Genomic DNA, 18,707 nt, shown 5'->3' on the forward strand with positions numbered 1-18,707 from the left:
CCGTCACCGCCAGCTGCGCGGCGCCTGGTACACCTCCGGGATCCTCCACCACTGGGGGCTGGTGCGCGACCGCTCGTCACCCCGGTCGGCGCCCGCCGCGGCCGCGCGCCGCGCGAGCAGCACCACGGTCAGCGCGGTCAGTTCCTCCTCGGTGGCCTGCCCGCGCAGCACGCGCAGCACCTGGCCGCCACGGTCCGAATCGCCCATGCCCCCTCCTCCAGCGTTTCGTACACCGTCCGGCACGCCGCTCAAGAACCGCTCCGGTCCAGCTGGACGAACGCTCGGCGCCGCCCGCTCAGCCGCTCCCGCCGTGCTCGCCCGCGCCCACCAGGTGCTGCGCCCGGGCCGCCGCCAGCGCCCGGGCCAGCGCGTCCGCGCAGTCCGCCGCGGCGCCGATCCCCGCCATCACCACGGCCGCCGCCCCGACCCCGCTGCCGGCCGTCTGCCGGGCGATCTCATAGGCCGCACCCGCGCCCGGCCCGCAGCCGCCGAGCACCAGGTCCCGTCCCGGCACCAGCAGTTCGCGCACCGCCGCCGGCAGCACCCGCGGCACCTCGTCCAGCGAGAGCCGGACCAGCCGCTCCGGACCCTGGTCCGCCCGGGCCAGCAGCTCGTACGAGCGGGCCGGCACCCCGGGCACCTCCACCAGGCAGACCACCCCGGCCCGCGGCTCGCCGGGCCGCAGCACCGCCAGGCTGCCGTGCCGCAGCCCGCCGCCCGGCCGCGCCACCCGCGGCACCTCGGCGGAGTCCAGCAGCGCCAGCGCCTGCCCGACGGTGACCTCCGGATCCTGCCGGTCCGGCAGGCAGCGCAGCAGGTGCAGGCATTGCGACAGCGTCCCCGAGGCGTCCCCGTCGCTCAGGTGGGCCCGGTCGTAGGTGGCCGAGAGCAGCAGCCCGCCCTCGCCGTCGTACTGCGCGACCAGGGTGACCGGCAGGATGGTGTCCCCGCCGGTGCTGCGCGGGGTGTCCACCTGGATGCTGCGGTCCTCCAGCTCCGCCCGCAGCGCCTGGGGCAGCTCGATGCCGCTGTCGAAGTGCACCAGCGTGCCGCCCAGCTCCGCCGGCTCCGGCCCCGCCGTCCAGGTGCCGACCAGCTCGCCCGGCACCCAGGCGTACCCCGTCAGGTCCAGCGCCGAGTCCCGCACCTGGCGCAGCAGGTCGGCCAGCGGCGCCTCCGGGTCCACCACCACGGTCATCGGCGGCGTCTCGCCCAGCAGCCCGGGAATGCCCGCGGCGCCGCGCAGCGGCAGCTCCCGGCCCGACAGCTGGACCCCGAAGGTCACCGGCGTGGGCCCGCCGGCCCCCGCCGCCCGGTACAGCAGCAGCGCCCAGGCCACGTGCAGCACACTGCTCTCGCCGACCCCGCGCAGCGCCGCCCAGGAGCGCACCCGGGCGGTCAGCGAGGGCCGCAGCCGGCGCTGCACCCGGCCCGGCCCGCTGCGCCCGGTCGGCCCGCCGAGCCGGCCCACGCTCACCGCCGCACCCGGCGGCGGCGCCGTGGCCTGCCAGAACTCGCGGGCCGCGGTGGTGTCCTGACTGGCCAGCCAGCGGGCGTGGTCGCGGATGTCCGGCCGCCGCTCGCCGCCGGGCAGCACCCCGCCCGCCAGGTAGGCCCGGTAGAACTCGCGCACCAGCAGCAGCGCACCCCGCTCGTCCAGCAGCGCCCGGTGGTAGGTCACCAGGATCCGGGTGCTGGGCATCAGCCCGTGCAGTCCGGGCGGCCCGGCCAGCAGGGTCACCCGCAGCAGCCCGGGCCGGTGCGGCTCGAAGCCGCGCTGACGGTCCTCGGCGAGCAGCCGGGTCCAGCCGACGGCGGTGTACGGCAGGTGGCGCACCTCCACCTCGGCGCGCTCGTGCAGCACCAGCCGGGGCGCGGCGGTCCAGTCGAAGGAGGCCCGCAGCACCACCTCGCGGTCGGCGACCGACTGCCAGGCGGCGGCGAACACGGCCGGATCCAGCGGACCCGACCAGTTCCAGTGCAACTGCTCCAGCTGGCGGAGCGGGCCGTCCGGGCCGGTCACCGCGGCCAGCAGCACCTCGCGCTGGCGGCCCGTCACCGGCAGCAGGGTGTCCACGCCGGCCGAGGGGGCCAGCAGGTCGGCCAGCAGGTCGGGGGAGAGCGGTCCGGGGGAGAGGCGCAGCAGGTGGCGGCCGAGCGGGTCCTCCACCAGGGTCACCAGGTGCCCGCGGTGGCGCTCGACCAGCCTGGCGGCGACCGCCTCGGCCCGCGCGGTGCCCAGCGGCCCGCACAGTTCGAGCTCCAGCGGTGCCCCGGGCGCCGTGCCGACCGGTTCGAGAACCACGGCGAGGACGGCGCCCGCTGAGGAATTCTGGCTGTTCATCCGGTGCCCGGGCGCCGGGCGCTACCGCCGCGGCGATGCGTTCCGGCCTCCCTGCCCCCTCTCGTCTCGTCTCCGCACGCCGAGCAGTTGCCCGGAACTTGGGTCGCTTGCGTCGCTGTCCGGCCCGGCACAACCGGGCTGACCTGCGGCGTCGTTCAGCGACTCAGCCCGTCGGACAGCGACCCGGCGCCGCCGCCGCGGCTCAGCCGACCCGGCTGAGCCGGTCCCCCCGGCCGTCCGCGGCCGGCAGCAGCGCGGTCTCCGGACCGGAGACCATGATCGAGCGCTGCAGCCGGCGCAGGGCGGCCGACGGCTCCAGGCCGAGCTCGCGCACCAGCGCGTTGCGGAGCCGCTGGTAGGCCTCCAGGGCCTCGCTGCGCCGCCCCGACCGGTGCAGCGCCAGCATGAACTGGGCGTGCAGGTTCTCGTGGGTGCGGTACCGGCTCACCAGCACCGTCAGCTCGCCCAGCAGCTCCCGGTGCCGCCCGAGCCGCAGGTCCGCCTCGATCCGCTGGTCCAGCGCACACAGCCGGGTCTCCTCCAGCCGCATCCGCTCCATCTCCAGCTGCGGCCCGGTCTGCACGTCGGCCAGCGCGGAGCCGGTCCACAGCGCCAGCGCCTCGCCCAGCTCCTTGGCCGCACCCGCGAAGTCGCCGGCGTCCATGGCCCGGTAGCCCAGCCCCGCCCGCCGCTCGAACTCCAGCACGTCGCTGCTGCCGCCGCCGGTGTTGAGCAGGTAGCTGCCCGGTAACGTCACCAGCACGTCCTTCGCGGTGCGCCGGTCGTCACCCGCCGGCAGCGCCGCCGAGATCAGCTCGCGCAGCTGCAGGATGTAGGTCTGCAGCGTGGTGCGCACGCTGCGCGGCGGGCGCTCGCCCCACAGCTCCTCCACCAGCGCCGCCACCGGCACCACCTGATCCGCCTTCAGCGCCAGCAGCGCCAGCACCTGGCGGGGCTTGGGAGCGGTGGGGGCCACCGGGATCCCGTTCTCTCTGACGTCCAGCGGTCCCAGTACAGCGATGTCCATGGCCGTCTCCCCTGTCCGGTACGTGAGTCCGATTCGCCAGCCGCCCGATAGCTCTCGTGACAGGGCCGGGTTCTGAGCTTGATCAGTAAAAAACAGACCGGACGGTTTGTCAATACCAAACCACTCGTGCTGTTTCTACCCGCTCCTCGACCCGGACGGGACGGCGGAGGAGACCTGGTACGGCGTCAGGCCGCATACAGGTTGAAGGTGGAGGTGCGGCGCGGCCCGCTGGCCACGTCCAGCGCCGGGTCGACCGCGAGCATCGCCTGGTGCAGCCGCTGCAGCTGCGGGGAGGGCTCCACGCCCAGCTCCTCGATCAGCCGCATCCGCAGCCGCCGGTACACGTCCAGCGCCGTCGCCTGCCGCCCGGAGCGGTACAGCGCCACCATCGCCTGCGAGTGCAGGCCCTCGTGCTGCGGGTGGCGGGCGATCAGGTCGGTCAGCTCCGCGAGCAGTTCGCCGTGCCGGCCCAGCCGCAGGTCGGCGTCGATCCGCCGCTCCACGGTGACCAGCCAGCTGGCCTCCAGCCGCATCACCTCGATCTCCAGCACCGGGCCGAGCCGCACGTCCACCAGGGCCGGCCCGTGCCACATGCCCAGCGCGTCCCGGAACCGGCCCGCGGCGCCCTCGTCGTCACCCGCCTCGAAGGCGCTCTGGCCCGCCAGCACCAGCTGCTCGTACCGGTGCACGTCCACCGAGTCCGGCGGGATCTGCAGCAAGTAGCCGCCGTGCCGGGTGGCCAGCACGTCCTTCGCCGTGCCCGGCGCGTCCGGACCCATCGCGGTGCCCAGCCGCCGGCGCAACTGCAGGATGTAGGTCTGCATCGTGGTGGTGGCGCTCTGCGGCAGATCGGTGCCCCAGAGCTCCTCCATGAGCGTGCGCACCGGCATGACCCGGCCCGGATAGAAGGCGAAAAGCGCGAGGATCTGCCTCGGCTTCCCCGCCGTCGGAACGATCGACACCCCGTTGACATCGGCGCTCAACGGACCCAGAACCTGAATCTGCACGGCTTCCTCCCCCGTACCGGCGAGCTCCTACGACGGCTCCAGGCCGTCGGCTGGGTGCACGCTAGCCCGAGTCGCGCCGCAAGCCGCGCTCTCTCCACCCGCGCTCGAGCGACCCTCCACGCGGCCCTGCGCCACGCCGCTAGAGGGGCCTCGCAGGAGCGGTGGAACCCCGCTCGCGGGACCGGGACCGGCCGGCCCGCGGCGGCTAGGGTGCGAGACTCCGACCGGACTGTCGACGGAGGCACCATGGAACTGCGCCCGCCCGTGTTCCACCACGCCGGCGGCACCCACACACCCGACCCCGGGCAGCGGCGCCGCCGCCCGCCCGTACCCGTCGCACTCGCCCGAGCCGTACCGTGACCCGCCTGCTCGCCCGGCCGGTCCCGCTGCCGCTCGCGGCCCCGGGCGAGACGGCGGTGGGCAGCGCGGTGGGCAACGACGAGCGCACCGAGTTCCGACTGCTCGGCCCGGTCGAGATCCGCGACGGCCGCACCGGCACCGACATCGTGCCGCCCGGCACCAAGCAGCGGGCCCTGCTCTCCGCCCTGGTGCTGCACGCCGGCCAGCTGCTCTCCGCCGACCGGCTCAGCGAGGAGCTGTGGAGCGACCGGCCGCCGTCCAACGCCTCCAACGCGCTGCAGGCGCATGTCGCCCGGCTGCGCAGGCTGCTGCCCGCGCCCGACGGCAGCGCGCCCGGCCACGAGTGGATCAGCACCCTGCCGACCGGCTACCTGCTCAGCCTCGGCCGCGCCACCACCGACGTCCAGCGCTTCCACCGGCTCTCCTCCGAGGGGCGGGCCGCGGTCGCCTCCGACCCCGGCCACGCCGCCCGGCTGCTGCGCAGCGCCCTCTCACTGTGGCGGGGGCCGGCCCTTCAGGACAGCCGGTACGGACCGATCTGCACCACCGAGGCCGACCGCCTGGAGGAGAACCGGCTCGCCGCCCTGGAGACGCTCTACGAGGCGAGCCTGCGCTGCGCCCAGCACGGCGAGATCACCGGCGAGCTGGAGAAACTGACGGCCGACCACCCGCTGCGGGAGCGGTTCTACGACCTGCTGATGGTCGCCCTCTACCGCAGCGGCCGCCAGGCCGAGGCGCTGGGCGTCTACGAGCGGGCCCGGCACCGGCTGGTGGAGGCGCTGGGCATCGAGCCGGGGCCCACGCTGCGCCACCGGCTGGAGTCCATCCTCAACCACGCGCCCGACCTGTCCGCCCCCGCGCCCCCGGAGGCCGTGCTGACCGACGCCGCCGCCCTGGGCGCCGAGATCGCCCGGCTGCACTACCGGCTCGGCGAGCTCAGCCGTGAACACGAGCACCTCGCCCGCCGCTTCGACGCCCTGATGAGCCGGAACCCCCCAGAAAACAGACCAAGCGGTATGTAGTCTGTCGGATTTGCAGGACGCCCGGTCTGTTCTGCCCTCCGGGGCTTCGGCGCCCCACCGCCGCGGTGCTCATGACGCCGGGCAGAGGCGCAGCCGCCGCCCGCCCTGCCCGGCCGGGCGGGCACCCGGCAGCTCCCTCGGCACGGCCCGCAGCCGGGACAGCTCCTCGGCCACCACCGCGCTCAGCGCCTCGCCGAACCGGGCGATGTCCTCCGGCCCGTTGTCGTGGTGGACCGAGGCCCGCACCACCGTGTTGGCGCCGCCCCCGACCGGCAGCAGCGGGGTCTCCTGGGCCACGGTCTTCCAGACGATGACGCCCTGCTCCGCCAGCCGGCGCCGGATCAGCGCGGCCGGCAGTTCCGGGTGGCGGAAGCCCAGCAGGCCGGACTGCACCCGCCCGGGGGCGATCACCTCGATCCCCGGCACCGCCTCGGCGGCGGCCCGCAGCTCGGGCAGCAGGTCCGCGCGCTGCTCGGCGGCGGCTGCGTGGTGGGCCAGCGCGCTGTCCAGCGCCACCACCGCCGCGTTCTCCGGCCGCACCCGCGGCTCGGCCTCGCCCGGCGCCAGGGCCTGGCGCAGCCGCTCCCCGGTGTAGGCGAAGCCGATGCCCTGCGGTCCGCGCAGGAACCGCCAGCCGTCCCCGGTCAGCAGGTGGCAGCCGATCCGCCCGGCGTCCACCGGCAGCTGCCCGACCGAGTGCGAGGCGTCCACCGCGTAGAGGCAGCGGTACGGGGCCAGCAGCCGGCCCACCTCCTCCACCGGATTGACGATCCCGTAGCCCGATGGGACGTGGGCCACCGACACCAGCGCCACCCCGTCGTCGATCCGGGCGGCCATCCAGTCCAGGTCCAGGTCGCCGTCCTCGCGCAGCGGCACCACCTCCAGCTTGCAGCGGGCCCGGTCGCGCAGCGCGTACAGCGTGCCGAGGCCGGCGGCGCTCTCGTAGGGCGTGGTCCAGATCCGGTCCGAGCGGTCGAGCGGGAGACGGGAGAGCAGGTCCTCGAAGGCGGCCGCCGCGCTGGTGGCCAGCACGGTGTCGGCGGCCGGCACCGCGAGCAGGCCGCCGAGCCGGTCGTGGATGCCGGAGTAGAGCACGTCGGCGAACTCCTCCTCCAGCTCCCAGGGCCCGAACCGGTCCTCCCGGCGTGCGTAGTCGGTGAGCAGGGCGCGCACGCCCTCCGGCATCCGCCCCACGCCCGCGGTGTTCAGGTGAACCCGCTGCTCCCGGCGCGGCATCGGCACGGGCCTCGTCGACACGCTCATTCCAGGGCCTCCCCCCGGTCTCGAACTCATTGCCAGGTATTGCCAATTCCTCGTGGCAATACTTTGACAACGACTCGAAGAAGTTGGCAATACCTGGCAACTTCCGCTCAAGGAAGACTCGAGATCGGGGGTGGTCCCGGGGTGGTCCGGCGCCCCTTTCCCCTCTCCGGGGCCGCTCTGAGGGGTTGCCGGGGAGCGCACCCCGAGGGGTTTCCAAGTGTTGCCAAAGTCCGGCAAGACTGATTGCCGAGCGTTTCCCGTCCCGCCAGTTCCTCGATTTCCGCAGGTCAAAGGCGCGAGGTGGGACTCCCGAGGCCGAGTTCGGCGGCCCCGACCACCCTCCCGAAGGCTCTTCTCAAGCCCATCTCAAGTCCTTCTCGACGGAATCCCGAGTGCACGTTGCCAATCTTCTTGGCAACGGGTTGCCAAACAGGCAGCACAGAGTTTCCAACCGAGGAGAGCCCGCCATGAAGAAGACCGTCGCCCGCGTCGCCGCCGTCGCCGCCACCACCGCCGCCGCGCTCGTCGCCATCGCGGGAGTCAGCACCGCGACCACGGTGAACGCGAGCGGGAGCGACATCGGCTGGCCCTCCGCCCCGACCGGTCAGGTCTCGGTCGTCAGCGCGGCGGGCGACATCGGCTGGCCGGCGGCTCCCGCCACCCCGGCCCCGACCACGACCGCCAACATCGGCTGGCCCAACGCGGTCGTCAACGCGAGCACCAACGACATCGGCTGGCCCGCGGCCACCGCCACCCCGGCCGGCGACATCGGCTGGCCGGCCGCCCCCACCGCGCCGACCGCCACCCCGGCCGCCGCCAGCGCCAACATCGGCTGGCCAGTGGCTCCCGCGTCGCCGGCCACCGCCGTCAACGCGGGCAGCACCGACATCGGTTGGCCCATCGCCCCCGCCACCAGCGCCGCCGCGCTGTCCGTCTGAGGAGGAACCCCGTGCACCCGTCCCGGCAACCCCGCCCCGCCCCCGACAGCACCGCCCGCCGCCGCACGGCCGCCACCAGACCACCAGCCACCCGCAGGCAGGCGCACACGCCCAAGCCCGTCGCCCGCGCCCCACCAACCCCGGCCCACCCCGGCACCACGCACCACACCACTCCACGCTGAAGCAGCACCGCCCCTGAAACACCCTCAAGCCCGAACAGGGCAGCCCCCCGGAGCCGGAGCCACGGCGTCACCCCCGCCCAGCCCCTCCGCCCCCGGCCACCGCGGACGACACCACCCGTCCCGCAGCACCGCACCGGCGACCGCGCCCGCCACCCGGCAGGACCTCCCGGTACCCGATCGACCACCCGGCACTGCCCACCACCGAAGCAGCCAGCCCTCACAGGGCGAACCCGGAGCCGGAGCCACGGCGACATCCCCGCCGAGCGCTCCGCCCCGGTCGCACCGGACGCCACCACCCGTCCCGCCCCCGCGACCGGCCCGCTCCGACCGTCCCACCGCACCGGCCGCCGCACCCGCCACCCGGCAGGGGCCCCGGTGCCGCAGAAACGCCGAGGGGGTGCCCAGCGCGAGCGCCGGCACCCCCCACCACACCCGCCCCCGCTACAACGCCCCGCGCGGCGGCCCCTCCTGCAGCTGGGTCAGCGCGTCCGCGAGAAGCCGCCAGATCTCGGCGGCCAAGTCCATGTTGGCGTCCGCCTGCGCCTGCTCCGCCAGGGCCCGCAAGCCCTGCACCCCGCCGTCGTCACCGGAGAGGACCCGCAACTGATGGCGCAGGATGTCCAGCCGCACCTGGTCCCGATAGGTCATCCGGGGAGCCTCCAGGGCCAGTTCGCCCAGCAGCACCCGGGCGTCCTCGTAGCGCCGGGTGAGAAAGGCCAGATCGGCCTTGAGCGCCGTCAGCTCCTGGCGCAGACCGGGCGTCCCGACCAGGGCGATCGCCGACTCGGCGGCGCTGGCACACCGCTCGGCGGCCGCCGGGTCGGCCGGCACCTTCTGCAGGTGCAGCCGGCCGCAGGCCAGCCGCAGCCGCAGCCAGAGCACCAGGTCCTCCCGGGCGCTGAACCGCTCCAGGGCCTGCTCCAGGTACTCCTCGGCGACCGCGTGGTCGCCCTGGCGCAACCGGACGGCGGCCGCGGTCCACATCGCCTCCGCCCACAGCGTGTCGGTGCGGCCGGCCACCAGGGCGGTCAGCTCGTCGGCGTGGACCCGGGCGTCCGGCAGCCGGCTCGCCTCGGCCTCCACCGACACCAGGGCCAGCAGCACATTGGCCCGGTCGTCCACGCCCAGCCCGTCGGCCCGGGCCAGCCGGTCGGCGCTGCCGGCCGCCTCCAGCGCCCCGGCGATCTCGCCCAGCGAGCGCAGGCAGCGGGCCAGCCGGGTCAGCCCGCGCACCCGCAGCGCGGGCAGCCCGACCTGGTCGCCCAGGCGCACCAACTGCTCCAGGTGCTCCCGCTCACCCACGTGGTCGCCCTGGATCCGCAGGTCCTCGGCCAACCGCCACAGGGCCTGCCAGCGCAGCGCGGGAGCCCCGTCGCCGTCGGCGGCCAGCGCCGTGGACAGCGCCTCCGCGGTCCGCTCGCCGCCGGCCGACACCGCCAGTGACAGCACGTCGGCCAGCGACCCGCCGGTCGGCTCCTCGAAGTCGGCCGGCTCCAGGCCCAGCCGCTCGGCGAGGTAGCCGACCGCGCGGGCGGTCGGCTGGCGGGCCCCGGACTCGAGGCGGGACAGGTAACCGGTGGACATCCCGTCCCCGGCCAGTGCGGTCTGGGACCAGCCCCGGTCCGTCCGGAGCTTCTTCAGGCGGCGGCCGAACGCGGGCTGTTGAAGCATCGGGCCACTCCCTGGAGGCGGAAACACGGACGGCGCAGGCGCGTGGGGCACAGGCGTGTGAGGAGCGTGGTCGCCGCCGCGAGCGGATCGGTCCGACCAGTGAGACGGGTCGAGCGTAGGGCGGTCGGCAACACGTTGGCAAACCTTTGCCAGAACTGCTCCGGAGGCCTCAGGCGGCTCTCACCAGGGACTCTTGCGATCGCCGAGCGGGTCTTGAGCGGATCCGGGCAGAGTCTCGAGTACGACCAAGCCGGCGGCGCCCCCGCGCCGTCCCACCGATGTCTGGGAGTGACCATGAAGCACTCGGTCCCGGTACGCCGTGATGCCCGATCGGGCGGCAACGGGCGGCCGGCACCGCATGCCTCGGGCGACGACGACATCGGCTGGCCCAAGTGCTGGCCGCCGCAGCCCCGCTGACGACCCGCCGAAGGGTGCCGACCGCTACCGGCGGTTCCCCGGGAAGTCCAGCACCCGCCCGAGCGCCGGGCCCTCCTGCTCCTGCGGCGCCGAAACCGCCCCGAACGCGCCCCGGACCCCACCGGTCCGCCGGTGCGCCTCGGTCACCAGGTACCGGCCCTGCACCACGTGGGTCGCGAACTCCCACTCGTGCGCGAACGGCGAGTCCTCCGCCAGCTCCACCGCCCCGCCGGCCCGGCGGAAGCCGAAGGCGCCGAAGCGCCGCCGCAGCCCGTGCCCGAGCGCCTTGGTGTAGGCCTCCTTGAGCGTCCACAGCCGCAGCAGCCAGGCCGCCCGCTCGTCCTCGGGCAGCTCGGCGAGCACCCGGGCCTCCTCCGGGGTGCAGGTGTGCTCGCGCAGCAGCTCGAAGGAGATCCGCCGGTCCACCGGCTCGGTGTCCACCCCGATCGGCCCGGTGCGGCTCACCCCGACCACGATCAGCTCGTCGCTGTGCGACAGGCTCAGCTCCAGCTCGGCGCCCAGGCCGCGCAACTGCGGCCGTCCGCCCGGCTGGTAGGCCAGGTCCAGATCCTCGGGGCGCACCTGCAGCGCGGCGGCGGCGGTGAACTTCATCACCAGCCGCGACACCGCGAACCTCAACTTCCCCTCCTGAGCCGGGTTCTGACGGTAGCGCGGCCAGTCGGGGCCGAGCAGCCGGCGCAGCTCGGGCGTCAGCAGCACGGCGGACAGCCACTCGCCCCACGTCGTGTAGACCACCACGCGGCCGGTCTCCGCCACCCGCTCGCACACCGGCTCCCACGGCCACAGCGGGGCGGCCACGTGCAGCGGCCGGCCGGCCTCCTGGTCGTCCGTCATGGCGTATCCCCTGTTCCCGGTCACCAGAGCAGTTCGGTGCCGTGCACGTCGCAGTCCAGGCCCCAGCGGTTGCGCTCGGCCAGCTCGGTCCAGACCGCCTCGCGCGGATCGGTCCCATTGCCCGGCAGCGGCACGCCCAGCCGGCCGATGATCCGCACCAGCGCCAGCAGCGCCCACTCCGGGCGGCCCAGGAAGCCGTCCCGGCCGGCCGCCGCCGTCACGCCGAGCACCGCACCGGCCAGCAGCAGCAGCGCCTGCCGGTCGGCCAGCGCCCGCACCACCGGATCGCCGGGACCGGCCTGCGCGGCGGCCCGGCAGCGGGCGTGCACCGCCCGCCGCTCGGTCACCAGGCGCCGGGCGCTGCGGGCCAGATCGGCGGCGGCCGGTCCGGCCGCGCGGCGCGCGGCCGCGGCGTCCAGCGCCGCGGCCACCACCAGGTGGCAGGGCGGGCCGGCCTCCCCGGCCGGCGGTGCGGCGAGCCGGAACAGCTCACCGCTGCCGACCACCGCCCCGCCCACCGCGCGCACCAGCCGCAGCCGCCCGTCGTCCCCGAACGCCCGCCCACTCCGGGCCCCGGCCTGGTCCACCATCAACTTGGCCAGCCGGCGCCGCTCCACCTGCCGGGCACCGAACCCGGTCTCGTTCAGGACCAGCTCGAGCGCGTCCAGCACCTCGCCGACCAGCTGCGGCACCGCACAACCGACCGCGGCGACCAGCACCGACACCTCCTCGGCGGGGCCGGGCAGGGCGCGCAGCGCCACCGCCGTCAGGCTCTCGCAGGCCAGCAGGTCGGCGAAGGCGTCGGCCAGGATCGGCTGCCACTGCCGCAGCTCCCGGTCCTGGCGGCCGCGCTCGTCCACGGTGCGCACCGCGGACCGCAGCACCCCGCCGGCCGCCGCCACCAGCCCCGCCGCCCCGAGCAGCGCGGCCAACTCGGCACCGCCGCCGGACCCGGCGGCGAGCAGCGGCTGCACCGCCCAGCGCCGACCCAGCGCCAGGTCGCGGCCGAACACCGGCCGCAGCACCCGGGCCAGCCGGTCGCCGCCGGTGTACCGGCCGCCGTCGGCCGCCGCCAGCAGCTCGGCGGCCACCTCGGCGGGGGCCGGCGGCAGCCCGGCCGGATCGGCGCCCGCCAGCACGGACAGCCCGTACGGGTTGGCCCGGTCGAGCGGGGCGCCGAGCAGCGCCTCGATCCGCCGCGCCGCATCGGCCGGCGCCGAACGGGTCAGGGCCATCACGACCTCCGCATCGCGTTCATCTGAGCCGGCGCACCGTGTCCTCGGCGTACCACTTGGCCAGCCCCAGCACCTCGGCATCGGCCCGGCCCAGCCACTCGCGCACGTACTCGCGCGCGTCCGCCGGGCAGGCGCCCTCGCCCAGCACCGGCACCATGTCCGAAGCCCGCAGCATCACCTGGTGCGCGGAGACCACCGTCACCCCGTCCTCGTCCGGCAGCAGCGACCACTCGCCGCTGTGCGCGGCGATCAGCGCCGGCGTGGTCCGCTCCTTGTGCACGATCCGCCCTGCGTGCGGGAAGCAGAGCCGCACCGCCTCGCTGGCGCTGGAGCCGCCGTCCGGCGCGGCACAGCTGCCGACCGCCGCGAACTGCACGCCCGGCCGGTCCTCGGTCACCGTGGTCCACTCGACGTGCGGCAGCAGGTCGGCCCAGTCGCCGATCCGGTAGAGGAAGTCGTAGACGAGCTCCGCGGCGCCGCGCACGTGCACCCGGTTCTCGAAGGAGAAGAGCAGTTCGTCCAGCCGGTCCCAGCGCTCCGCCATCTCCCGCACCCGGGCGAGCCGCCCGCGGACCTCGGCCTCCAGCAGGCCGGGCGTGGTGGGGGAGGCGCCGGCCCAGGGCCGCTCCTGGCGCAGGGTCAGCAGCGAACGGTCGGGGCCCTGCGGCTCCACGCTCCAGCGGCCGGTCGCCGTGTCGCCGGGCCAGTCCGCGTCCCGCTGCTCGAAGGAGACCGCCCTGGCCTGCGGATCCAGGGTCCGCCGGGCGTGCTGCGAGCGCACCCGGTCGGCCTCGATCTCCCAGACCAGCAGCTGCTCCTCCACCCCGTCGAAGTCCAACTGCTCGACGTGGACGTACGAGGCCAGGAAGAGCGGCCAGCGCAGGGTGTCGGCCAGCATGCCGTAGACGACGCCGGCCGGGGCGGCCACCGGGACCGTCCCCGCGGTCGAGTGCACTCGCTGCGCCGGCATGGGGCGAACCTCTCTCTGCGGTTGGGCCAAGGCTGCGCCGTACCGCTCGAATCGCGCTCGAGACCCGGCGGAGAGCCGCGCCGCCGCCGGTCACACCCCGGCGGCGCACCGCTGGCCGGCCCGGTACCGGCCCAGGTCGCCGGGCGGCACCAGCGCCGGCAGCAGCGACTCCCAGAGCGCGGCCACCTTGCGGCGCAGCTCCGGCAGCGACAGCCCGCTGCCCGCCAGCACCTCGATGCCGCACACCGCCGCCGACAGCAGCGTCTCCGGACCCTCCGCCACCGCGTCCCGGCGCAGCTCCCCGCCCTCCCGGGCCCGGGCCAGCAGCACCACCACCTCGTCGATCCACAGCCGGCGCAGGTCCGCGACCGGCTGCTGCTGCCCGGCCCGCTCGCTGCCGATCCGGCAGCCCGCCCGGGTCACCGGATCCTCGTGCAGCGCCTGCGCGAGCCAGTGCGTGAGGTCGATGAGCAGCTGCACCGGCGGCCGGCCGGACAGCCCGCCGTCGTCCAGGAAGTCCCGCAGCATCGCACTGCCCTGCAGCTGCACCGCATCGGCCAGATCGCTCTTGGACCCGAAGTGGAAGTACAGCGCACCCTTGGTCACCCCGGCGTTCTCGGCGATCTGGCCCAGCGTCGCGCTGGCGTACCCGTGGCGGTCGAACGTCTCCGCACCGGCCCGCACCAGCTTGCGGCGCGTGCGCTCCGATTTGGCCTGCATCCCGTCTCCTCCTTCCGTCATACCCGCCCGTGGACGGCCCTCAGCCGACGTGGCTGAGCCGGTCCCCCGTCCCCACGCCCGTCGAGTGCAGCGTCGGCGCGGGCGTGGTGGGGCTCGCCATCAGGATCGAGCGCTGCAGCCGGCGCAGGGCGGCCGACGGCTCCAGACCGAGCTCGCGCACCAGCGCGTTGCGGAGCCGCTGGTAGGCCTCCAGGGCCTCGCTGCGCCGCCCCGACCGGTGCAGCGCCAGCATGAACTGGGCGTGCAGGTTCTCGTGGGTGCGGTACCGGCTCACCAGCACCGTCAGCTCGCCCAGCAGCTCCCGGTGCCGCCCGAGCCGCAGGTCCGCCTCGATCCGCTGGTCCAGCGCACACAGCCGGGTCTCCTCCAAGCGCCGGCAGTGCATCTCCAGCTGCGGCCCGGTCTGCACATCCGCCAGCGCCGTCCCGGTCCACAGCGCCAGCGCGTCCCGCAGCTCCCGCGCCGCCCCGGTGAAGTCGCCGGCGTCCATGGCCCGGTAGCCCAGCCCCGCCAGCCGCTCGAACTCCCGCACGTCACTGGCCCCCGCCGAGGTGCTCAGCAGATACCCCCCGGGGGAGGTGACCAGCACGTTCTTCGACGTCCGCGGATCCTCCGCCGGCAGCGCCGCCGCGATCAGGTCCCGCAACTGCAGGATGTAGGTCTGCAGCGTCGTCCGCGCACTCCGCGGCGGCCGCTCCCCCCACAGCTCCTCCACCAGCGCCGCCACCGGCACCACCTGATCCGCGTGCAGCGCCAGCAGCGCCAGCACCTGCCGCGGCTTCGGCGCGGTGGGCGTCACCGAGACCCCGTGCTCCTTGACGTCCAGTGCGCCCAGTACAGCGATGTCCATGAACCGTCTCCCCGTACCTACGTGAGTGATAGGTCGTCAGGCTCCTGAGATCGCCGACGAGGCGTTGCCTGATGCTCCATCAGTAGAAAACAGGCCGGACGGTTTGTCAATATCAAACCGTCCAGACTGTTTTCTACCTACTCGAAGGCCTCACAAAACAGCAGGTCAGAGCCATGATCATGCTTGAAGGCGGCCGCGAGTAGCCTTGGCTCGAGCGGAACGAACCGGGCTCCTACCCCTCCTTGGGGACGGCAAAGCAGGACAGTCAGTCGGTATCTTTCTCCGCCCTGACTGAGCCCTCGGAACGGTTCGCATCCATAGCATCCGCTGCCTGCAACGGTTCGACCACCAGGTCGGGCAGCATCAGCGCCAGGAAGCAGTCGACCCACTGTCCGGACAGCCAGTCCGGGTCGGCGGCCCCCAGCACCACGCGGCCGACGGCCATCGCCACCAGGGTCCGCGCGGCCCCGTCGGGCGTCACACCGCGCCCCAGCAGCCCCTCCTGACCGGCTCGCCGCAGGGCGCCTTCCACCCAGGCCTGCCATTCGGCGCGCACCGAGCTCCCCGGCCACTGCGGATCGGCCTCCAGGGCGAACCCGGCCCGCACCACAGGGTCCTCCGCCAGCAGTCCGACCAGCGCATGCGTCGTCCCGACGACCCCCTGGAGCCCCCCTTCCACCCGGGCCGACGCGGCCTCGGCAACGCGCCGCACGGCAGCCACCGCCTCGCCCACGACCCCCTGGGCCAAGGACTGTTTGCTGGTGAAGTGGAAGTGCAGCGCCCCGTTGCTCACCCCCGCCCGCCTGCTGACCACCGTCAGCGAGGCCGGCGCGAAGCCCTCCTCGGCGAACACTTCTGCCGCTGCCTGTATCAACGCGCGTCGGGTACGGGCGGCGCGCTCCTGCCTTGCCATGCGCACATGGTGCGGCACGGACGCTCGAGGGCCGCTGACGTGCGGCTCGAGGCGCTGGTGTCGGCGGTGGCGCCGAGCTGGCGCAGGACCCTAGAAATTAAACCGGGTGGTATGTATCTTTATCGCGAGCTGGCCGATGGTTCGTCATTCGACCGATTCAGGGGGAACCATGTTCGTGAGCATGTTCGGGCACGACCACACGGTGATCAGTCAAGGACAGGCGGGCAACCGCACGATTCCATGGCAGCGAACCACCGAGATACTGCACTTCCCATCCTTGACCACGACCGTACCCAAGGAGCTGGTCCACCGGGCCGCAGTCGCTGAGGTACTGCTCACCGACTGGGTCCGCATCGACGAGAACCGCTTCACCGTGTTTGCCCAGTGGCCTCGCAGCCACAGTTTCTTCACTCCGCTCCATGGCGGATACCACGATCCGCTGATCGCAGCAGAAACGATCCGTCAGGTCGGGGCGCTGCTGGCCCACGCGGAGTTCGAGGTCCCGCTCGCCCGGCACTTCCTCATGTGGGACCTCGAGGTGGCCGTCCGCCCGGAGGAGATGCTGGTGGGCGACACGCCGGCTTCACTCGAGATCGACGTGCTCTGCACCGAGGTCAAGGTGCGCGGCGGCCAGCTGGCCGCCCTGCGCTACGAGACGGTGCTCCGCCAGGACGGCCAGGTGGTCGCCACCGGCGGAGCGTCCTACACCTGCGTCTCCCAGCCGGTCTACCAGCGGTTACGCGGTGAGCAGCTGACGGAGGGCGGACAGCGGGTGCTGCCGCTCACCGCCCCGACCGCGCCGCAGAACGTCGGCCGGATGTCGCCCATGGACGTCGTCCTCTCTCCCATCGGCGAGCCGAACCGCTGGCAGCTGCGGGTCGACACCCGCCACCCGGTGCTCTTCGACCACCCCACCGACCACGTCCCGGGGATGCTGATGGTCGAGGCGGCGCGCCAGGCCTCGCACGCCGCCCTGGGTGCTCCGGCGGTGCTGCCGCTCACCGTGGCCTGCGAGTTCACCCGGTTCGTCGAGCTCGACTCACCCTGTTACATCCAGGCGGACCAGCTGCCCCGGTCCGGTCCGGAGGACGGCGTGTGCGTCATGGTGACGGGCAGTCAGAACGGCGAGCAGGTCTTCAGCGCCATCGTGACCGCCTAGGCCGGTACCGCTGTCGTGGGCGGAGTGGGACGCGACTCCGCCCCGGCATCACAACCGGGTGCCGCCACTCGCGTCGATGCGCTGCCCGGTGATCCAGCGGGCACTGTCCGAGACGAGGAAGGCCACGATGTCCGCCACGTCCGCGGGGTCGCCGATGCGCCGGAAGACCGACTGCGCCGCCAGTGTCGCCGCGGCCTCGGGAGTCGTCCGGCGCCAGGCGTTCAGATCGGTGGCGACGTAGCCCGGGGCCACGGTGTTGACCGTGATCCCCCGGTCGCCCAACTGTTTGGCCAGTGCCAGCGTGAGCACGTCCACCGCTCCCTTCGTCATCGAGTAGCCCAAGCCCTCGGGGTGGGCGATCCTGGTGGCCGCCGAGGAGATGTTGACGATCCGTCCGCCGTCGCGCAGCCGCCGCAAGGCGTGCTGCGCGATGAACAGCGGTGCCTTCGCGTTGACCGCGACCAGGCGGTCGAAGTTCTCCGGGGTCACCTCGTGGATGCCGGACGGCACCCGCATGCCGGCGTTGTTGACCAGGATGTCGAGACCGGGCTGCTCGCCGATCTCCTCGAGCACCGCGTCGAACCGCTCGTACAGCGTCTCGGCATCGCCCGCCATGCCGAGTTCGGCCCGGACCAGGACCGCCCGGCCACCGCTCGCCCCGATCAACCCGGCGGTCTCGCGCGCCGCCGCCTCGTTGCTCCCGTAGTGGACGGCGACCAGCGCCCCGTCCTGCGCCAGGCGCAGCGCGATCCCTCGGCCGATGCCCCTGCTGGCCCCGGTGACCAGGGCCGTCCTGCCGTCGAGTGCTCCCATGACTTCAACCCCCGTTGTCATCCCTTGCATCAATCGGATCAGGGTATACAACCGACTGTCCGGTTTTCCCTGCTGCCTCGGAGGCCCCAGATCCGCCGCGCCCGCGTCACCCCAACAGAGCGCTCAACTCCCTTCACGCTTGGCACTCCTCGACGAAACCGGTGGACGCCCTACCGAGCGAGCTCCCTGTTCGAGTTAAGATACGAACCTAGCGGTTTTTTTATGAGCTCAACCGAGGCTACAAGGGAGGCACAGTGGCGATGCAGGACCGAGCCATCCGCACCCGCCAGGTGATCCTGCAGGCAGCCGCGAAGGTCTTCGAGGAGCGCGGGTACCAGGCAGCGACGATCACCGAGATCCTCAACGTCGCAGGCGTGACCAAGGGCGCGCTCTACTTCCACTTCCAGTCCAAGGACGACCTGGCCCAGGGGGTGCTCACCGAGCAGAACAACCTGCCCGGCGTCCCCGAGCGCCCCAGCCGGATCCAGCAGCTGGTGGACATCGTCATGCTGCAGGTCTACCGGCTGCAGACCAACATCGTGGTGCGGGCCGGCGTGCGGCTGTCCCTGGATCCCCGGCGCGACCTGGACCGCAGCGCCCCGTTCACGATCTGGAACACCGTTGTCACGCAGCTGCTGGACACGGCCAAGGCCCAGGGCGAGCTGCTGCCGCACGTGGTGCCGGACGAGACCGCGATGGTGCTGGTCGGCTCCTTCGGCGGGGTCCAGTCGATGTCCCAGGCCGTGACCGACTACGAGGACCTGGCGCTGCGGGCCTGCGAGATGCTCCGCCACGTACTGCCGAGCGTCGTCGTCCCCTCCGTGCTCGCCTCGATCGACTTCTCCCCGAGCCGGGGAGCGGAGGTGCACCGCGAGGTGACCGCGTCGGAGGAACGCGAAGAGGCCACCGTCGGCTGACCCGGTCCGAGTCGGAGTCCGGC

General features: G+C 74.0%; 17 protein-coding genes. 4 read left to right on the top strand and 13 right to left on the bottom strand.

Annotated elements, in window-relative coordinates:
- Nucleotides 1-3: 3 nt before the first annotated feature.
- The 4 genes from ACFYNO_RS29225 to ACFYNO_RS29240 form a co-directional block, all read right to left on the bottom strand.
- Entirely contained in the window at nucleotides 4-207 is a 204-nt protein-coding gene (locus tag ACFYNO_RS29225; RefSeq protein ID WP_388019026.1) for an acyl-CoA carboxylase subunit epsilon, read from the bottom strand.
- A gap of 88 nt (nucleotides 208-295) precedes the next feature.
- On the bottom strand, nucleotides 296-2,305 hold the full coding sequence (locus ACFYNO_RS29230; RefSeq protein WP_388019029.1) for a condensation domain-containing protein: 2,010 nt from the start codon (nucleotides 2,303-2,305) through the stop codon (nucleotides 296-298).
- A gap of 241 nt (nucleotides 2,306-2,546) precedes the next feature.
- Nucleotides 2,547-3,371 carry a BTAD domain-containing putative transcriptional regulator gene (locus ACFYNO_RS29235; protein WP_388019032.1) on the bottom strand — a complete coding sequence of 275 codons (825 nt, stop codon included), beginning with the start codon at nucleotides 3,369-3,371 and terminating at the stop codon, nucleotides 2,547-2,549.
- A 185-nt stretch (nucleotides 3,372-3,556) separates the two neighbouring features.
- Nucleotides 3,557-4,378 carry a BTAD domain-containing putative transcriptional regulator gene (locus ACFYNO_RS29240; RefSeq protein WP_388019035.1) on the bottom strand — a complete coding sequence of 274 codons (822 nt, stop codon included), beginning with the start codon at nucleotides 4,376-4,378 and terminating at the stop codon, nucleotides 3,557-3,559.
- 356 nt (nucleotides 4,379-4,734) lie between these two features.
- Here ACFYNO_RS29240 and ACFYNO_RS29245 point away from each other — a divergent pair, with 356 nt between their 5' ends.
- A complete protein-coding gene (locus tag ACFYNO_RS29245; protein WP_388019038.1) occupies nucleotides 4,735-5,760 on the top strand; it encodes a BTAD domain-containing putative transcriptional regulator in 1,026 nt (341 codons plus the stop codon).
- 69 nt (nucleotides 5,761-5,829) lie between these two features.
- On the opposite strand, the gene ACFYNO_RS29250 is transcribed toward ACFYNO_RS29245, so the two are convergent.
- Nucleotides 5,830-7,023, bottom strand: coding sequence for an aminotransferase class V-fold PLP-dependent enzyme (locus ACFYNO_RS29250; RefSeq protein WP_388019041.1), 1,194 nt, complete (start codon nucleotides 7,021-7,023; stop codon nucleotides 5,830-5,832).
- Nucleotides 7,024-7,490: 467 nt separating this feature from the next.
- Between ACFYNO_RS29250 and ACFYNO_RS29255 the strand changes: the two genes are divergently transcribed.
- Entirely contained in the window at nucleotides 7,491-7,961 is a 471-nt protein-coding gene (locus ACFYNO_RS29255; RefSeq protein ID WP_388019044.1) for a hypothetical protein, read from the top strand.
- Nucleotides 7,962-8,584: 623 nt separating this feature from the next.
- Here ACFYNO_RS29255 and ACFYNO_RS29260 read toward each other — a convergent pair.
- The 7 genes from ACFYNO_RS29260 to ACFYNO_RS29290 all read right to left on the bottom strand — a co-directional run bounded on the left by ACFYNO_RS29260 (nucleotide 8,585) and on the right by ACFYNO_RS29290 (nucleotide 15,795).
- On the bottom strand, nucleotides 8,585-9,814 hold the full coding sequence (locus ACFYNO_RS29260) for a helix-turn-helix domain-containing protein (protein ID WP_388019047.1): 1,230 nt from the start codon (nucleotides 9,812-9,814) through the stop codon (nucleotides 8,585-8,587).
- 441 nt (nucleotides 9,815-10,255) lie between these two features.
- On the bottom strand, nucleotides 10,256-11,086 hold the full coding sequence (locus tag ACFYNO_RS29265; protein ID WP_388019050.1) for a 4'-phosphopantetheinyl transferase family protein: 831 nt from the start codon (nucleotides 11,084-11,086) through the stop codon (nucleotides 10,256-10,258).
- Nucleotides 11,087-11,106: 20 nt separating this feature from the next.
- Complete coding sequence (locus ACFYNO_RS29270) at nucleotides 11,107-12,321, bottom strand: hypothetical protein (protein ID WP_388019053.1); 1,215 nt, start codon at nucleotides 12,319-12,321, stop codon at nucleotides 11,107-11,109.
- 19 nt (nucleotides 12,322-12,340) lie between these two features.
- The gene (locus ACFYNO_RS29275; protein WP_388019056.1) at nucleotides 12,341-13,291 is read right to left on the bottom strand and encodes a hypothetical protein; all 951 of its coding nucleotides are present in this window, start codon (nucleotides 13,289-13,291) and stop codon (nucleotides 12,341-12,343) included.
- Nucleotides 13,292-13,381: 90 nt separating this feature from the next.
- A complete protein-coding gene (locus ACFYNO_RS29280; protein WP_388019059.1) occupies nucleotides 13,382-14,011 on the bottom strand; it encodes a ScbR family autoregulator-binding transcription factor in 630 nt (209 codons plus the stop codon).
- Nucleotides 14,012-14,051: 40 nt separating this feature from the next.
- Nucleotides 14,052-14,882 carry a BTAD domain-containing putative transcriptional regulator gene (locus ACFYNO_RS29285; RefSeq protein WP_388019062.1) on the bottom strand — a complete coding sequence of 277 codons (831 nt, stop codon included), beginning with the start codon at nucleotides 14,880-14,882 and terminating at the stop codon, nucleotides 14,052-14,054.
- A gap of 265 nt (nucleotides 14,883-15,147) precedes the next feature.
- Complete coding sequence (locus ACFYNO_RS29290; protein WP_388019065.1) at nucleotides 15,148-15,795, bottom strand: ScbR family autoregulator-binding transcription factor; 648 nt, start codon at nucleotides 15,793-15,795, stop codon at nucleotides 15,148-15,150.
- A 277-nt stretch (nucleotides 15,796-16,072) separates the two neighbouring features.
- On the opposite strand from ACFYNO_RS29290, the gene ACFYNO_RS29295 reads away from it, so the two are divergent.
- The gene (locus tag ACFYNO_RS29295) at nucleotides 16,073-16,954 is read left to right on the top strand and encodes a ScbA/BarX family gamma-butyrolactone biosynthesis protein (protein WP_388019068.1); all 882 of its coding nucleotides are present in this window, start codon (nucleotides 16,073-16,075) and stop codon (nucleotides 16,952-16,954) included.
- 48 nt (nucleotides 16,955-17,002) lie between these two features.
- Here ACFYNO_RS29295 and ACFYNO_RS29300 read toward each other — a convergent pair whose 3' ends face one another.
- Nucleotides 17,003-17,767 (bottom strand): SDR family oxidoreductase, encoded by a 765-nt coding sequence (locus ACFYNO_RS29300; protein WP_388019071.1) that lies wholly within the window; start codon nucleotides 17,765-17,767, stop codon nucleotides 17,003-17,005.
- 254 nt (nucleotides 17,768-18,021) lie between these two features.
- Between ACFYNO_RS29300 and ACFYNO_RS29305 the strand changes: the two genes are divergently transcribed.
- A complete protein-coding gene (locus ACFYNO_RS29305) occupies nucleotides 18,022-18,684 on the top strand; it encodes a ScbR family autoregulator-binding transcription factor (RefSeq protein ID WP_388019074.1) in 663 nt (220 codons plus the stop codon).
- Nucleotides 18,685-18,707 lie beyond the last annotated feature (23 nt).

Origin of the sequence: Kitasatospora sp. NPDC006697 (assembly GCF_042869935.1) — a bacterium.
In the GTDB taxonomy this organism is placed as follows: Bacteria; Actinomycetota; Actinomycetes; order Streptomycetales; family Streptomycetaceae; genus Kitasatospora.

Bases quoted from the DNA above. Each gene is read 5' to 3' on its own strand.
- ACFYNO_RS29265 (WP_388019050.1), bottom strand. From the start codon at position 11,086: ATGACGGACGACCAGGAGGCCGGCCGGCCGCTGCACGTGGCCGCCCCG.
- ACFYNO_RS29235 (WP_388019032.1), bottom strand. From the start codon at position 3,371: ATGGACATCGCTGTACTGGGACCGCTGGACGTCAGAGAGAACGGGATC.
- ACFYNO_RS29280 (WP_388019059.1), bottom strand. From the start codon at position 14,011: ATGCAGGCCAAATCGGAGCGCACGCGCCGCAAGCTGGTGCGGGCCGGT.
- ACFYNO_RS29285 (WP_388019062.1), bottom strand. From the start codon at position 14,882: ATGGACATCGCTGTACTGGGCGCACTGGACGTCAAGGAGCACGGGGTC.
- ACFYNO_RS29300 (WP_388019071.1), bottom strand. From the start codon at position 17,767: ATGGGAGCACTCGACGGCAGGACGGCCCTGGTCACCGGGGCCAGCAGG.
- ACFYNO_RS29250 (WP_388019041.1), bottom strand. From the start codon at position 7,023: ATGAGCGTGTCGACGAGGCCCGTGCCGATGCCGCGCCGGGAGCAGCGG.
- ACFYNO_RS29290 (WP_388019065.1), bottom strand. From the start codon at position 15,795: ATGGCAAGGCAGGAGCGCGCCGCCCGTACCCGACGCGCGTTGATACAG.
- ACFYNO_RS29270 (WP_388019053.1), bottom strand. From the start codon at position 12,321: ATGGCCCTGACCCGTTCGGCGCCGGCCGATGCGGCGCGGCGGATCGAG.
- ACFYNO_RS29255 (WP_388019044.1), top strand. From the start codon at position 7,491: ATGAAGAAGACCGTCGCCCGCGTCGCCGCCGTCGCCGCCACCACCGCC.
- ACFYNO_RS29260 (WP_388019047.1), bottom strand. From the start codon at position 9,814: ATGCTTCAACAGCCCGCGTTCGGCCGCCGCCTGAAGAAGCTCCGGACG.
- ACFYNO_RS29225 (WP_388019026.1), bottom strand. From the start codon at position 207: ATGGGCGATTCGGACCGTGGCGGCCAGGTGCTGCGCGTGCTGCGCGGG.
- ACFYNO_RS29275 (WP_388019056.1), bottom strand. From the start codon at position 13,291: ATGCCGGCGCAGCGAGTGCACTCGACCGCGGGGACGGTCCCGGTGGCC.